The organism is Streptomyces toyocaensis (assembly GCF_000725125.1).
GTDB lineage: Bacteria > Actinomycetota > Actinomycetes > Streptomycetales > Streptomycetaceae > Streptomyces > Streptomyces toyocaensis.
In genome coordinates this window covers 1-13,330 of sequence record NZ_JFCB01000045.1, presented here as the reverse complement: position 1 = coordinate 13,330, position 13,330 = coordinate 1, and the positions used below count along the sequence as shown (strand labels likewise).

The 13,330-nt window shown below is 71.9% G+C and carries 17 protein-coding genes; 4 read left to right on the top strand and 13 right to left on the bottom strand.

From position 1 onward, the window contains the following. Positions 1–169: 169 nt before the first annotated feature. From BU52_RS30225 to BU52_RS30210, 4 genes are all read right to left on the bottom strand, one after another. Positions 170–1,132: an electron transfer flavoprotein subunit alpha/FixB family protein gene (locus BU52_RS30225; RefSeq protein WP_037940520.1), complete on the bottom strand. Its 963-nt coding sequence runs from the start codon at positions 1,130–1,132 to the stop codon at positions 170–172. Between the two features lie 91 nt (positions 1,133–1,223). Further along, positions 1,224–2,012 (bottom strand): electron transfer flavoprotein subunit beta/FixA family protein, encoded by a 789-nt coding sequence (locus BU52_RS30220; protein ID WP_037940519.1) that lies wholly within the window; start codon positions 2,010–2,012, stop codon positions 1,224–1,226. Positions 2,013–2,229: 217 nt separating this feature from the next. After that, on the bottom strand, positions 2,230–2,739 hold the full coding sequence (locus BU52_RS30215) for a flavin reductase family protein (protein WP_037940518.1): 510 nt from the start codon (positions 2,737–2,739) through the stop codon (positions 2,230–2,232). Between the two features lie 214 nt (positions 2,740–2,953). Continuing rightward, on the bottom strand, positions 2,954–3,331 hold the full coding sequence (locus BU52_RS30210; protein ID WP_407702072.1) for a TlpA family protein disulfide reductase: 378 nt from the start codon (positions 3,329–3,331) through the stop codon (positions 2,954–2,956). Between the two features lie 214 nt (positions 3,332–3,545). Here BU52_RS30210 and BU52_RS30205 point away from each other — a divergent pair, with 214 nt between their 5' ends. Continuing rightward, entirely contained in the window at positions 3,546–4,274 is a 729-nt protein-coding gene (locus BU52_RS30205) for a lysophospholipid acyltransferase family protein (protein WP_037940515.1), read from the top strand. Positions 4,275–4,365: 91 nt separating this feature from the next. Here the strand turns inward: BU52_RS30205 and BU52_RS30200 are convergent, their stop codons facing one another. From BU52_RS30200 to BU52_RS30180, 5 genes are all read right to left on the bottom strand, one after another. Continuing rightward, entirely contained in the window at positions 4,366–5,058 is a 693-nt protein-coding gene (locus BU52_RS30200; protein ID WP_037940514.1) for a B3/B4 domain-containing protein, read from the bottom strand. After that, a complete protein-coding gene (locus tag BU52_RS30195) occupies positions 5,055–5,645 on the bottom strand; it encodes a transglutaminase domain-containing protein (protein WP_037940513.1) in 591 nt (196 codons plus the stop codon). Before BU52_RS30195 ends, BU52_RS30200 begins: the two co-directional genes overlap by 4 nt. Positions 5,646–5,714: 69 nt before the next feature. Then, the gene (locus tag BU52_RS30190; RefSeq protein ID WP_037940511.1) at positions 5,715–6,788 is read right to left on the bottom strand and encodes a threonine aldolase family protein; all 1,074 of its coding nucleotides are present in this window, start codon (positions 6,786–6,788) and stop codon (positions 5,715–5,717) included. Then, positions 6,785–7,531, bottom strand: coding sequence for an SDR family NAD(P)-dependent oxidoreductase (locus BU52_RS30185; protein WP_037940509.1), 747 nt, complete (start codon positions 7,529–7,531; stop codon positions 6,785–6,787). Before BU52_RS30185 ends, BU52_RS30190 begins: the two co-directional genes overlap by 4 nt. 38 nt (positions 7,532–7,569) lie before the next feature. Further along, positions 7,570–8,967: a DUF6421 family protein gene (locus BU52_RS30180; RefSeq protein WP_037940506.1), complete on the bottom strand. Its 1,398-nt coding sequence runs from the start codon at positions 8,965–8,967 to the stop codon at positions 7,570–7,572. 253 nt (positions 8,968–9,220) lie between these two features. On the opposite strand from BU52_RS30180, the gene BU52_RS30175 reads away from it, so the two are divergent. Next, positions 9,221–9,904, top strand: a complete 684-nt coding sequence (locus tag BU52_RS30175; RefSeq protein ID WP_037940505.1) for a glycerophosphodiester phosphodiesterase — start codon at positions 9,221–9,223, stop codon at positions 9,902–9,904. A gap of 13 nt (positions 9,905–9,917) precedes the next feature. Here BU52_RS30175 and BU52_RS30170 read toward each other — a convergent pair whose 3' ends face one another. Continuing rightward, the gene (locus BU52_RS30170; protein ID WP_037940503.1) at positions 9,918–10,469 is read right to left on the bottom strand and encodes a GNAT family N-acetyltransferase; all 552 of its coding nucleotides are present in this window, start codon (positions 10,467–10,469) and stop codon (positions 9,918–9,920) included. Positions 10,470–10,552: 83 nt separating this feature from the next. On the opposite strand from BU52_RS30170, the gene BU52_RS30165 reads away from it, so the two are divergent. Beyond that, positions 10,553–10,951, top strand: a complete 399-nt coding sequence (locus BU52_RS30165) for a VOC family protein (protein ID WP_037940501.1) — start codon at positions 10,553–10,555, stop codon at positions 10,949–10,951. A 10-nt stretch (positions 10,952–10,961) separates the two neighbouring features. On the opposite strand, the gene BU52_RS36655 is transcribed toward BU52_RS30165, so the two are convergent. After that, entirely contained in the window at positions 10,962–11,318 is a 357-nt protein-coding gene (locus BU52_RS36655) for a GNAT family N-acetyltransferase (RefSeq protein ID WP_327151347.1), read from the bottom strand. A 42-nt stretch (positions 11,319–11,360) separates the two neighbouring features. On the opposite strand from BU52_RS36655, the gene BU52_RS36650 reads away from it, so the two are divergent. Further along, positions 11,361–11,594, top strand: coding sequence for a hypothetical protein (locus BU52_RS36650; protein WP_051858720.1), 234 nt, complete (start codon positions 11,361–11,363; stop codon positions 11,592–11,594). 153 nt (positions 11,595–11,747) lie between these two features. Here the strand turns inward: BU52_RS36650 and BU52_RS30155 are convergent, their stop codons facing one another. Both BU52_RS30155 and BU52_RS30150 read right to left on the bottom strand, forming a co-directional pair. Continuing rightward, on the bottom strand, positions 11,748–12,326 hold the full coding sequence (locus tag BU52_RS30155) for a MarR family winged helix-turn-helix transcriptional regulator (protein WP_037940500.1): 579 nt from the start codon (positions 12,324–12,326) through the stop codon (positions 11,748–11,750). Continuing rightward, positions 12,323–13,330: FUSC family protein (locus tag BU52_RS30150; protein ID WP_037940498.1), on the bottom strand; the 1,008-nt coding region annotated here is incomplete at its 5' end. The genes BU52_RS30150 and BU52_RS30155, both read right to left, overlap by 4 nt.

Sequence of the window (13,330 nt, the reverse complement as noted above, 5' to 3'; positions counted from 1 at the left end):
TACGGAATCAACATTTTGTAGAAGGACGTTAACCGGCGGTCTTCCGGCCGGTCAACACCGTCGAGTCAACACCTTGCGGTGCGGGAGCGGGAGCGGCACCGGAGCGGTGACGCGGCGAGGCCCCCGCGACCGGTGCGGTCGCGGGGGCCTCGGACATGCCGGGAGGGAATCAGCCCTTGCGGGTCTTGATCTCCTCGGTCAGCTGCGGGACGACGTCGAACAGGTCGCCGACGACGCCGTAGTCGACCAGGTCGAAGATCGGGGCCTCGGCGTCCTTGTTGACGGCCACGATGGTCTTCGAGGTCTGCATACCGGCCCGGTGCTGGATCGCGCCGGAGATGCCGGAGGCGATGTACAGCTGCGGCGAGACCGACTTGCCGGTCTGGCCGACCTGGTTGGTGTGCGGGTACCAGCCGGCGTCGACGGCGGCACGCGAGGCACCGACGGCCGCGCCGAGCGAGTCGGCGAGCGCCTCGATGATCGCGAAGTTCTCCGCGCCGTTGACACCACGGCCGCCGGAGACCACGATCGCGGCCTCGGTCAGCTCCGGACGGCCGGTCGACTCACGCGGCGTACGGCCGGTCACCTTGGTGCCGGTCGCCGCGGCGGAGAAGGTCACCGACAGGGCCTCGACGCTGCCCGCGGCCGGGGCGGCCTCGACGGCGGCCGAGTTCGGCTTCACCGTGATGACCGGGGTGCCCTTGGAGACGCGGGACTTGGTGGTGTAGGAGGCGGCGAACACCGACTGCGCGGCCACCGGGCCCTCGTCGCCGGCCTCCAGGTCGACGGCGTCGGTGATGACGCCGGAGCCGATGCGCAGCGCCAGACGCGCCGCGATCTCCTTGCCCTCGGCGGAGGAGGGCACCAGGACGGCGGCCGGGGACACGGCCTCGTGGGCGGCCTGGAGGGCGTCCACCTTCGGCACGACCAGGTAGTCGGCGTACTCGGAGGCCTCGTGGGTGAGGACCTTCACCGCGCCGTGCTCGGCGAGCGCGGCGACGGTGTCGGCGGCACCGTTGCCCAGCGCGACGGCGACGGGTTCGCCGATGCGGCGGGCCAGGGTCAGCAGCTCCAGGGTCGGCTTGCGGACGGCACCGTCCACGTGGTCGACGTAGACGAGAACTTCAGCCATGGGACTTCTTCTCTCCTGCTTGCGAAGTGTGAGGGGGCGGGAACGCGAGGTGAGCCTCGGCTCGGACGAACTTCCGGCTCGTGAGGCCGTGTCAGACGAACTTGCGCTCCGCGAGGAAGGCGGCGAGCTGCTTGCCGCCCTCGCCCTCGTCCTTGACGATCGTGCCCGCGGTGCGGGCCGGACGCTCGGTCGCGGCGTCGACCGTGGTCCAGGCGTTGTCCAGACCGACTTCGTCCTCGTCGATGTCGAGGTCGGACAGGTCCCAGGACTGAACCGGCTTCTTCTTCGCCGCCATGATGCCCTTGAAGGACGGGTAACGGGCCTCGCCCGACTGGTCGGTGACCGACACGACCGCGGGGAGGGAGGCCTCGAGCTGCTCGGAGGCGGCGTCGCCGTCACGGCGGCCCTTGACCGTGCCGCCCTCGACGGACACCTCGGACAGCAGGGTCACCTGCGGCACGCCCAGACGCTCCGCGAGCAGCGCCGGCACGACGCCCATGGTGCCGTCGGTGGAGGCCATGCCGGAGACGACCAGGTCGTAGCCGGCCTTCTCGATCGCCTTGGCCAGGACCAGGGAGGTGCCAATGGCGTCGGTACCGTGCAGGTCGTCGTCCTCGACGTGGATCGCCTTGTCGGCGCCCATGGACAGCGCCTTGCGCAGCGCGTCCTTGGCGTCCTCGGGACCCACCGTCAGCACGGTGATCTCCACGTCGTCGTCGGAGTTCTCCGAGATCTGCAGCGCCTGCTCGACCGCGTACTCGTCCAGCTCGGAGAGCAGACCGTCCACATCGTCACGGTCGACGGTCAGGTCATCGGCGAAGTGCCGGTCGCCAGTGGCGTCGGGCACGTACTTCACAGTGACAACGATCCTCAAGCTCACGCCGGCTCTCCTACTGCATCGTCATTTCTGGCTGCCTGCCTCCAGGCAGCATAGGCGCCTGAAGCGGGCGATCCCGGTCGGGGCGACCCACGCTCCGAACGAAATATTACTCGTCAGTACACCCAGTTCATTCCCGCTAAGCAAGCGCTTTGAACTGTGACCTTCGCAACGCAGCGTAACCGGAACTCGACGGGTCCGCGACCAGGAAGGACCCGGCTCAGTCGCGCAGACCGTTGAAACGTCCCTGGTGGTAGAGGAGCGGGCGGCCGTGTCCTGTCGCGTCGCCCAGCAGGACCTCGGCGACCACGATCCGGTGGTCGCCCGCGGGCACCCGCGCCACCACCTTGCACACCATCCAGGCGGGCACGTCGTCCAGCACAGGAACCCCCTCGGGCCCGTCCCGCCAGGCGGTGGCCGGGCCGAAGCGGTCCGCGCCGCTGCGCGCGAAGGTCGCCGCCAGTTCCCGCTGGTGCTCCCCGAGGACGTGCACGCCGACGTGGTCGCTCGCCGCGATCACCGGCCAGCTGGAACCGCCGGTACCGACTCCGAAGGACAGCATCGGGGGCTCGGCGGAGACGGAGGCGAGCGAGGTGGCGGTGAAGCCGACCGGGCCCCGGCTGCCGCGCGCCGTGATCACCGCGACGCCCGCCGCATGCCTGCGGAAGACGGAGCGCAACAGGTCGGGCGAGGCGGGCCGGGCGGTGCCGAGGTCGGACGGGGCCGTCATGAAACTGTCCTTCTGCGAGAGGTGACGAGCGGGTTCGCGGCTGCTCACCGGCCCGGTCGGCGCACGCGCGCGGCGCGGGCGGCCGCCGCGCGGCCGGGTACCCGCCTGAGACGAAGGAGTTCCGAGGACATGGAGTCAGGCTGACGACGGGTGGCATGCACAGTCAAGTCGGTCAGGCGATGTGGGAGATGCCTCACCGCGGTCCGGGCAGTCCTCACAGCGCCTCCCCGAGGGCGGCGATCACGTCCGCCTTGCGCGGCTGTCCGGTCGCGCGCCGCACGATCCGGCCTTCGGCGTCGAGGACCAGCACCGTCGGGGTTCTGACGATCTCCAGCCGGCGTACGAGATCCAGACGGGCCTCGGCGTCGATCTCGACATGAGTCACGCCCGGCACCAGGCGGGCCACCTCGCCGAGCACCCTCCGGGTCGCTCGGCAGGGCGCGCAGAAGGCGCTGGAGAACTGCACGAGCGTCGCCCGCTCCCCCAGTTCGGCCTCCAGCTCCGCCCAGGCCGCCTTCGCCCCGGATCCCGCCACTTGGTCCCGATCCCGCACTCGACCTCTCCCGCCACGGTCCGCCGTCACCCGGCCCAAGCGTTCCGGCGACCGCGGAAATTCCCCGGCGTCCGGGCGAGCACCGAGGTCGATCAGGGATCGACGTGACAAGAATCTCGCCACCCGCGGGCGTCAGGGCTGGTTCACGGGCCGTTCTTCGGGCACCATCTGCGACAAGCCGTAAAACCTACGGCTGCGTAACCTCGACTGGGAGCCTTCACCCAGGCAGAGAAGGAAGGGTTCCTACCCGCCCATGGCAGAACTCGTCTACCGGCCCGTCGTCGGCTTCGCCCGCACCCTGTTCAAGGCGTGGGATCTCAAGATCGACTGCCAGGGTTCGGAGAACATCCCGCGCTCGGGCGGCGCCGTGCTGGTGAGCAACCACATCAGCTACCTGGACTTCGTCTTCAACGGCCTTGCGGCGCTCCCCCAGAAGCGGCTCGTGCGTTTCATGGCGAAGGAGTCGGTCTTCCGTCACCGCGTCTCCGGTCCTCTGATGCGCGGCATGAAGCACATCCCGGTGGACCGCGCGCGGGGCGAGGCGGCCTACGAGCACGCGCTGCGGTCGCTGCGGTCGGGAGAGATCGTCGGCGTCTTCCCGGAGGCGACGATCTCGCAGTCGTTCACGCTGAAGAGCTTCAAGTCGGGTGCCGCGCGCATGGCGCAGGAAGCGGGCGTGCCGCTGATCCCGATGGCGGTGTGGGGCACGCAGCGGCTGTGGACCAAGGGCCACCCGCGCAACTTCAAGCGCAGCCACACGCCCGTCACCATCCGCGTGGGCGAGGCGATCGAGGCGTCCAAGGACAAGTACGCCGGTGCGATCACCCGTCAGCTGCGCGAGCGCGTGCAGGAGCTGCTGGAGGCGGCGCAGCGGGCGTACCCGGTACGGCCCAAGGGCCCGGACGACACCTGGTGGATGCCCGCCCATCTCGGCGGTACGGCCCCGACCCCGGAACAGGTCCGTCAGGCCGAGGCGCTCTGACACCCGCCGCCCCGGCCCTCCTCGCCACGGACTCCTCGGGCGCTGCCCGCACGGTTTCGCGGACGTCGGCGGCGGGGCCGGCCGGGGCCGTTCAGGCGGCGGGGTGGACGGTGACGCGTGCCCCGGGGCTGAACTTCTCCACCAGGCCGGCCAGCTCGGCGGCCGCCGCCTCCACCTCGGGGACCGGCATCGGGGCCATGCTCTCCAGCAGGAAGACGCCCGAGGTGGTCTCCTCGGTGAGCCGGGTGCGCGGGCCCTGGCGCCAGTTCCATCGGCGGCAGGTCACGCCGGTGTCGTCGCGCCACACCACCTCGCCGGGATCGGGGTGCTCGACGGTCTCGTCTCCCCCGGCGACGGTCAGGAAGTCCTCCTCGCCGGTGGCCCGCACGAGGCGCAGACCACCCCGGATACGGTCCATGTCCTCGCCGCCCACGGGGACGAGGTGGCCGACGCTGATGGCGTTGTAGAGGTCGACGAGCAGGTTGATCCGGGGCAGTCCCGCCTCCGACAGGGCCCGCCTGGCCAGCGCCTCCGCCGAGTTGCGGGTGCGGGACGGCTTGGAGCCGAACGCCGCGTAGACCTCGCGCCAGGCGGTCATGTGCGGGTCCTCGTGCGGGGCCCTTCCCCGCAGGCGCCCGGCGAGCCGGCGGGCCGCGTCGTCGAGCAGCGCGGAACTCGCCTCCGTACTCGGCCCGTTGACCAGGTCGCGCGCCTCGACGGTGACATGGGTGAAGCCGGGCGCGAGGGCCCGCACCTCGTCGGACACGGTCGGCGTGAGAGTCATGACCCGCCTTGGGTTCGGAGTGCAGTGGGGAGCGTCGGCCACAGGTGCGGCCGGTCGGACGCGGCTCTGAGGGCGCTCAGGACGACCGGATGCGGTGCAGCGTACAGCACCGGATGGTCCATCTCGTTGGACGCCGGGTCGGGCGTGAAGGCCAGCCGCTCACCGTCCAGGGAGAATTGCGCATCCACTCCCGGCTTGTTGCCCCGGGGGTCCTGCCGGTGCCAGGCACCGTGGAACCGCACGGCGACCAGGCCGTGGACGACGCCGAGGTTCTGGTAGCAGAGCGCGGTCGGGATGTCCTCGGCGCGCAGCAGCGCGGCGAGCGCGTGCGCCTTGGCGTAGCAGACGCCCGTGCGGTGCTCCAGCACGTCGGAGGCCCGCCAGGTGACGCGGAGATCGCCGGAGTCCTGGGAGTGCGCAATGACGTCGCGCACGAACTCGAACGCCGCCCGCGCATACTCATACGAGTCCGCCACGTCGGCGGCGAGACGCCCGGCCGTCCGGCGGACCAGTGGATGGTCATGGTCGATCGCCTCGTCGGCGGCCAAGTAGGCGGAGAGGTCCGGGTTCTCCTGGATCAGCTGCATGGCGCCAGAGCATAGGCAGGCGGCCGACCGACAGTCAATGCATTTTCGGTCGACCGCATACCTATGCAGTTATGAGCGGGCCATCTCCTCCTTGAGCGCCGCCACGAACGTGTCCACGTCGTCCTCGGTGGTGTCGAAGGCGCACATCCAGCGGACGTCGCCCGCCGCCTCGTCCCAGAAGTAGAAGCGGAACCGCTTCTGCAGGCGCTCGCTCACCTCGTGCGGCAGCCGCGCGAAGACGGCGTTGGCCTGCACCGGGTAGAGGATCTCCACACCGTGCACGGCGCGCACGCCCTCGGCCAGGCGCTGGGCCATCTCGTTGGCGTGCCGGGCGTTGCGCAGCCACAGGTCCCGGGCCAGGAGGGCTTCCAACTGCACCGAGACGAAGCGCATCTTGGACGCGAGCTGCATGGACAGCTTGCGCAGGTGCTTCAGGTGCCGGATGCCGTCCGGGTTCAGCACCACGACCGCCTCGCCGAACAGGGCGCCGTTCTTGGTGCCGCCCAGCGAGAGCAGGTCGACGCCGACCGCGTTGGTGAAGGTGCGCATCGGCACGTCCAGCGTGGCGGCGGCGTTGGCCAGCCGGGAGCCGTCGACGTGCACCTTCATGCCGCGGGCGTGGGCGTGCTCGCAGATGGCACGGATCTCGTCGGGCGTGTAGACCGTGCCCAGCTCGGTGGCCTGGGCCAGCGAGACCACCTGCGGCATCGCGCGGTGCTCGTCGTCCCAGCCGTAGGCCTGCCGGTCGATCAGCTCGGGGGTGAGCTTGCCGTCCGGGGTGGGCACGGTGAGCAGCTTGATGCCGCCGACCCGCTCCGGCGCCCCGCCCTCGTCCACGTTGATGTGGGCGCTCTCGGCGCAGATCACCGCGCCCCAGCGGTCGGTGACCGCCTGGAGCGCGACGACGTTGGCGCCGGTGCCGTTGAAGACCGGGAAGGCCTCGGCCGTGGGGCCGAAGTGGCTGCGTACGACCTGCTGGAGGTTGTCGGTGTACGCGTCCTCGCCGTAAGCGACCTGGTGCCCGCCGTTGGCCACGGCCAGGGCGGCGAGCACCTCCGGGTGGACCCCGGCGTAGTTGTCGCTGGCGAAACCGCGGACGTCCGGGTCGTGATGACGACGCGCGTCGGTCCTCGGTGGGTTCACGGCTTCTCGGTCAGCCACAGACGGTTTCCGTTCACTTCCGCGGCGGGCTTCTCCCAGACTCCGGCGATGGCCTCGGCCAGGTCCTTGACGTCCGTGAAACCCGCGAACTTCGCGTTGGGGCGGTCGGCGCGCATCGCGTCGTGCACCAACGCCTTCACCACCAGGATCGCAGCCGCCGACGTCGGCCCCTGCTCGCCCCCGGCCTTGCGGAAGTAGTCGGCCATGGCCAGCGTCCACGCCTCGGCGGCCGCCTTGGCGGCGGCGTACGCGGCGTTGCCCGCTGTGGGCCTGCTCGCGCCGGCCGCGCTGATCAGGAGGTACCGGCCGCGGTCGCTGCGCTGGAGCGCCTCGTGGAAGGCGAGGGTGGTGTGCTGCACCGTGCGCACCAGCAGCAGCTCAAGGAAGTCCCAGTCGTCCAGGCTGGTCTTGGTGAAGGTCTCGCTGCCGCGCCAGCCACCGACGAGGTGGACCAGCCCGTCGACGCGGCCGAACTCCTTCTCGACCCGGGCGGCCCAGTCACGGGTCGAGTCCAGGTCGAGCAGGTCGACCGTGTCACCGGTGACGGTGGCGCCGCCGTGCGCGTAGCGCGCCGCGTCGACCGCCTCCGCCAGCCGCTCCGGGTCGTTGTCGGAGCCGATGACCGTCGCCCCGGCCTCGGCCAGCCTGAGCAGTGCCGCACGTCCCGCGGGCCCTCCCGCGCCGGCCACCGCGATCACCGCACCGTCGAGCGCCCCGTTCCCCATGATCCTCGCCTCCTGAGCAGTGTTGTGGACGAGATCGCTCACGCGGCGACCCGCTCGGCGCCGTCCGCCGTGATGCCCTTGGTGGAGGCGATCACGTTCTTCAGCTTCTTGGACAGTGCCTCATAGAACATGCTCAGCGGAAACTCGTCCGGAAGCACGTCATCGACGAGTTTCCGCGGCGGCAGCGTCAGGTCGAGGGCGTCGGGGCCCTTGGCCCACTTGGAGCCCGGGTGCGGGGAGAGGTAGGTGGAGACCAGCTCGTACCCCGCGAACCAGTGCACCAGCTTGGGGCGGTCGATGCCGTCCCGGTACAGCGTCTCGATCTCGGCGCACAGCTGGTTGGTGACCTGCGGCGCGCGCTCCCAGTCGATGGAGAGCTTGTTGTCGGTCCAGCGGACGACGTCGTGCCTGTGCAGGTAGGCGAAGAGGAGCTGGCCGCCGAGCCCGTCGTAGTTCCGCGTCCGCTCGCCGGTGACGGGGAAGCGGAACATCCGGTCGAAGAGCACCGCGACCTGCACGTCACGGGCCTGCGGGACACCCTCACCGGCGAGCTTCACCGCCTCCTTGAAGGCGGTGAGGTCGCAGCGCAGCTCCTCCAGGCCGTACATCCAGAACGGCTGCCGCTGCTTGATCATGAACGGGTCGAACGGCAGGTCGCCGTGGCTGTGGGTGCGGTCGTGAACCATGTCCCAGAGCACGAACGCCTCTTCACACCGCTTCTGGTCGTGCACCATGGCGGCGACGTCCTCGGGCAGCCGGAGGCCCAGGATGTCGACGGCGGCCTCGGTGACACGGCGGAAGCGCGCGGCCTCGCGGTCGCAGAAGATGCCGCCCCAGGTGAAGCGCTCGGGGGCCTCCCGCACGGCGATGGTCTCGGGGAAGAGGACCGCGGAGTTGGTGTCGTAGCCCGCGGTGAAGTCCTCGAAGGTGATGCCGCAGAACAGCGGGTTGTCGTAGCGGGTGCGCTCCAGCTCGGCCAGCCAGTCGGGCCAGACCATGCGCAGCACGACCGCCTCGAGGTTGCGGTCGGGGTTGCCGTTCTGCGTGTACATCGGGAAGACGACGAGGTGCTGGAGGCCGTCCTCGCGGTTCGCGGCCGGCTGGAAGGCCAGCAGCGAGTCGAGGAAGTCGGGCACCTCGAAGCCGCCGTCGGCCCAGCGGCCCAGGTCCTTGGCCAGCGCCTCGTGGTAGACGCGGTCGTGCGGGAGCAGCGGGGAGAGCTCTTCGACGGCGCCGATCACGGTCCGCACCGCGCTCTCGGCCGCGGCGCGGTCCGGGGCCGCGTCGGCGTCGAAGTCGATCGAGCCGTCCTTGGACTGCCAGGGCCGGATCCGCTCCACGGCATCCTTGAGCACGGGCCAAGCCGGGTGCTCAACCACCCTGGACACCGAAGGAACCTTCCCCTCCGAGCCCAGCTGCACAAGAATTTCCGTCATGTCCCATCCTCCACAAAAAAACCTCGCGTAAGGAGACCGTATACACAGGCGGTTTCTCCCAGCAAGGGGCTCCTCCGGAAAATATCCTGCCTCACCCCAGGCCTCACCGCATTTTTTCCTGTTGAACACCGGGGTAAACGACGCTGTGTGCGATCGGCGTTCGGCCTCTGGACGCGGCGGGCACAGGCGATACGGTCCAGGAGGGCCGTAGGGACGCGGCCCCCCGCCGCCGTCGACGGAAGCGAGTCGAGTCTTGAACTTCCTCACCATCGGTCACCGCGGAGTCATGGGTGTCGAGCCCGAGAACACCCTCCGGTCCTTCGTCGCCGCCCAGGAAGCGGGCCTCGACGTCATCGAACTCGATCTGCACCTGAGCAAGGACGGCGCGCTCGTCGTCATGCACGACGCCGAAGTGGACCGTACGACGGACGGCACGGGCGCCGTCGCCGACAAGACACTCGCCGAGCTGCGCGCCCTGGACGCCGGGCGCGGCGAGCGCGTCCCGCTCTTCGAGGAGGTCCTGGACGCCGTCCGGTCCCCGCTCCAGGCCGAGATCAAGGACGTGCGGGCGGCACGCGCGCTGGCCGAGGTGATGAACGAGCGGGACCTGGCCGGGCGGGTGGAGGTCGCGTCGTTCCACGACGAGGCGGTCACCGAGATCGCCCGGCTGGTGCCCGGGGTGCGGACGGCACTCGTCGCCGGAAGGTACGGCACCGACGTGGTGGACCGCGCGGTCGCCGCCGGGGCCTCGACCGTCTGCCTCGACATCCGCCGGCTCACCCTGGAGATCGTGGAGCGGGCACGCAAGGCGGATCTGGCCGTCGTCGGCTGGGTGGTCAACACCCAGGACCACCTGAGGCTGGTCAGGGCGCTGCAGCTCGACGGGGCGACCACCGACTACCCGGAGATCAAACGCACCGGCCGCTTCACCGCGTGAGGGGCCCGGCGCCTCACGACGCCCGGGTCAGCTCCTTGACCAACAGCTCGAACTGCAGGTCGTCGCGCTGCGGGATGCCGAAGCGCTCGTCGCCGTACGGGAAGGGCGTCATCCTCCCCGTACGGCGGTAGCCTCGCCGCTCGTACCAGGCGATCAGGTCCTCGCGCACGGAGATGACCGTCATGTGCATCTCCTCCACGCCCCAGATCTCGCGGGCCCGCCGCTCCGCCTCCGCGATGATCGTCCTGCCGAGTCCGGCACCCTGGAGGGCGGGGCTCACCGCGAACATCCCGAAGTACGCGTAGGTGCCACGGTGTTCGAGCTGGCAGCAGGCGACGATCCGGCCCTCGCGCTCCACCGTGAGCAGCCGGCTGTCCGGCGAGGTGATGACCTCCAGCACGCCCTCCGGGTCGGTGCGCTGACCTTGGAGGATGTCCGCCTCGGTGGTCCATCCGGCCCGGCTGGAATCCCCCCGGTACGCCGACTCGATCAACGCGACGAGGGCGTCCACGTCGGCGTCGGTGGCGTCGCGGAAGGTCAGTGCGGCGTCGGTGGCGGATTCCATGGGCACGTCTCCGGGTTCGTGTGCGCCGGCTTCGGCGTGGTGCGGACGGGGACGAGACTAACCCGGGCGTTACGCTCGGCCGCATGGTGCATGTACTGGGCAGCCGCATCCTGCTCCGCCCCACCGATCCGGACCGCTCCCGCGCCTTCTACGGCGAGCAGCTGGGCCTCGCCGTCTTCCGCGAGTTCGGCACGGGCCCGGAGCGCGGCACCGTCTACTTCCTCGGCGGCGGGTTCCTGGAACTGTCGGGCCGTTCGGGCTCCTCCGCGGCGGCGTCGCCGGATGTACGGCTGTGGCTCCAGGTCGAGGACGTCGCGGCCGCGCACGAGGAACTGGTGGCCGAGGGCGTCCCCGTCGTCCGCCCCCCGGTGCAGGAGCCATGGGGACTGGTCGAGATGTGGATCGCGGATCCGGACGGGACGCCCGTCGTCCTCGTCGAGGTCCCGGCCGGGCATCCGCTGCGGTACCGGCCGGGAATCTGACGGCCGCCGATCAGCCGGGTCGGTGCTCCCAGCCCCGGTCGGTGCGGGTCAGTTCGCGGAAGCCGGCGCGGGCGAGACGGCCGAGCGCGTTCCGGTCGGTCTCCGGTTCGTAGGCGACCAGCCGGTCGACACCGCACAGCCGGAGCCAGTCGGCGGCATGGGCGAGGAGCCGCTGCTCGAGCCCGGTGCCGTATGCCGAGGGCTCGACGTGCAGGTTGCCGATGTCCGCGAGGCCGCCGGCCCGCGTGAGGCGTTCGGGGCGGGCCAGTGCCGTGTCGACCTCGATGAAGCCGCGGGCGCAGCCGTCCGCGCAGGCCGTGAAGCGGGTGCCGCACTCCCCCACGGTGCGCCCGACGGTGAGGCACACCGGCCGGCGCCCCGCGCCGGAACAGGGCGCCGGCTGTTCGGCGTGGCCGGGGTGCTGGGCCCGGTGGTACCGCTGACCCGCGCGCCGCGGGAGGCCGTGGCCTGCTGCACCACCGTGTGCGGCCGGAGGGCCGGCCCGTCGCGGCCGCGCCCCCGGTGGATCACGGACGGCGCGGAGTCCGACGGCATGGTGACGGTGGACGAGACGTTCCCGCACGAGGTGCCCGCGCACTGGCTGCCGTACTTCCGGTCGACGGCGTGGACTCCGCGGCGGTGACGGCCACGGCGGTGGAGGGCACGGTGCTGATGAAGTCCCTCTCGCCTCTGTGGGGTCTGTGCGTGGCGGGGCTCCGGGACCCGCGGGGCGCGCGATGTCCGGCGTGAACCGGGCCGGCCGGCGAACGGTGAGCGCCGGCGGCGCGGCGCGCCGTCACGCGCGCAGCGCGCCCAGGCGGCCCTCCAGCTGCCCGAGCAGCACGCCGAGCAGGGCGGCGAGCTCGCCGAGCTCCGGGCCGTCCAGGCCGGACAGCACCGCCGTCTCGTAGGCGAGCTGGGCGGGCAGGATGCCGTCGACCGTGTCGCGTCCGGCGTCGGTGAGGCGGACGTGCGCGACCCTGCGGTCGCGGGTGTCGCTGCGGCGTTCGACGAGTCCCCGTTCGGTGAGCTGTTTGAGGCGCTTGGTGACGGCGGCTCCCGAGGAGAAGGTCTCGCGGGCCAGCTCGCTGGGGGTCAGCTCGTGGCCGGTGCGGCGCAGCGCGCCGAGCAGGTCGAACTCGGCTCGGGAGAGCCCGGCCCGGCGCAGCGGGGCGTCCTCCGCCTGCTGGAGCAGGGCGGCACAGCGGTTGATGCGGCCGATGACCTCCATGGGGCCGGTGTCCAGGCCGGGATGGACGGCCTGCCACTGCCGGACGACCGCGGCTACGGTGTCGCCTCGCCGTCCGGGCAGGTACCCGCCGCCGGCCGTCATCTCCTCGGGGCCGGTCGCCGATGGTCCTTCGGTCGCCGTCATGGCCGTACGTCCTCCGTGTGCGTGCCCGTGCCGGGGTCCGGGAGCAGTACCCGGCGTCGTACCGTCGCCGCGAGCGTACGGTGTCCCGCCTGCTCGGCGAGCGCGACCCGCTCCTGGGCCGGGGTCCGCCGCCACCACTCGCCCGCCGCGGCGTCGGCGGCGGTCCGCAGGTCGGCCAGGGCGGCGGCGAGGTCGCGGCGGGCGCTCTCCAGGGCCGCGGGCGCGGGCCGCGGGTCGGCCAGGACGCGTTCGGCGCCCTCGCGGGCCCGGTCCGCGGCGCCGAGGCGGCGCAGGACCCGGTCACCCGCGCTCCGGTTGGTGACGGCCAGGGCGGCGGCGAACCCGGCCAGGGCGCCGACCAGGGTGTCCACGGTGCGCTCGGTGACCAGGTCACCGGTCCGCTGGTGGCCGGCGAACTCGGTGACGAGCAGGGCCAGCGGGGTGACGCAGACGGTGCCGAGCCAGTAGTTGCGGCCGATGAGCGCTTCGGCGCCGAAGCTGAACAGCAGGCAGCACAGCACGAGCGCGAGCGGACCGAGGTGGGCGACGGGGGCGACGGCGGCGAAGAGCAGGACGCCGGCGAGATTGCCGACGACGCGCTGCACGGTGCGGCTCCAGGTGCGGGTGAGGCCGGCCTGGTGGAGCGCGGCCGCTGTGACCAGGGCCCAGTAGGGGCGGCCGATGCCGAGGGCGAGGGACGCGAAGCCGGCGAGCGCGCAGCCGAGCGCGGTGCGGACGACGATCGGGACGAGCGGTCCGAACCGGTCCCGCGGGGGCGGCGGGGCGGTGCGCTCGCCGGCCGCCCCGGGACGTGCACCGGCGACGTCCGTGCCGGGGCCGTCGGGGCGCGGGACGGCACCGGTGCCGCGCAGGGCGCGGGACCAGGTGCGCAGGCGCGTGGGGTCGGCGCCGGCCGGCGCGGCGAGGGCGGTTTCCGCGCGGACCACGAGGTCTGCCAGGGCCCGGCGGGTCACGGAGGGCCGGATGCCGGCGGCGAGCAGGGC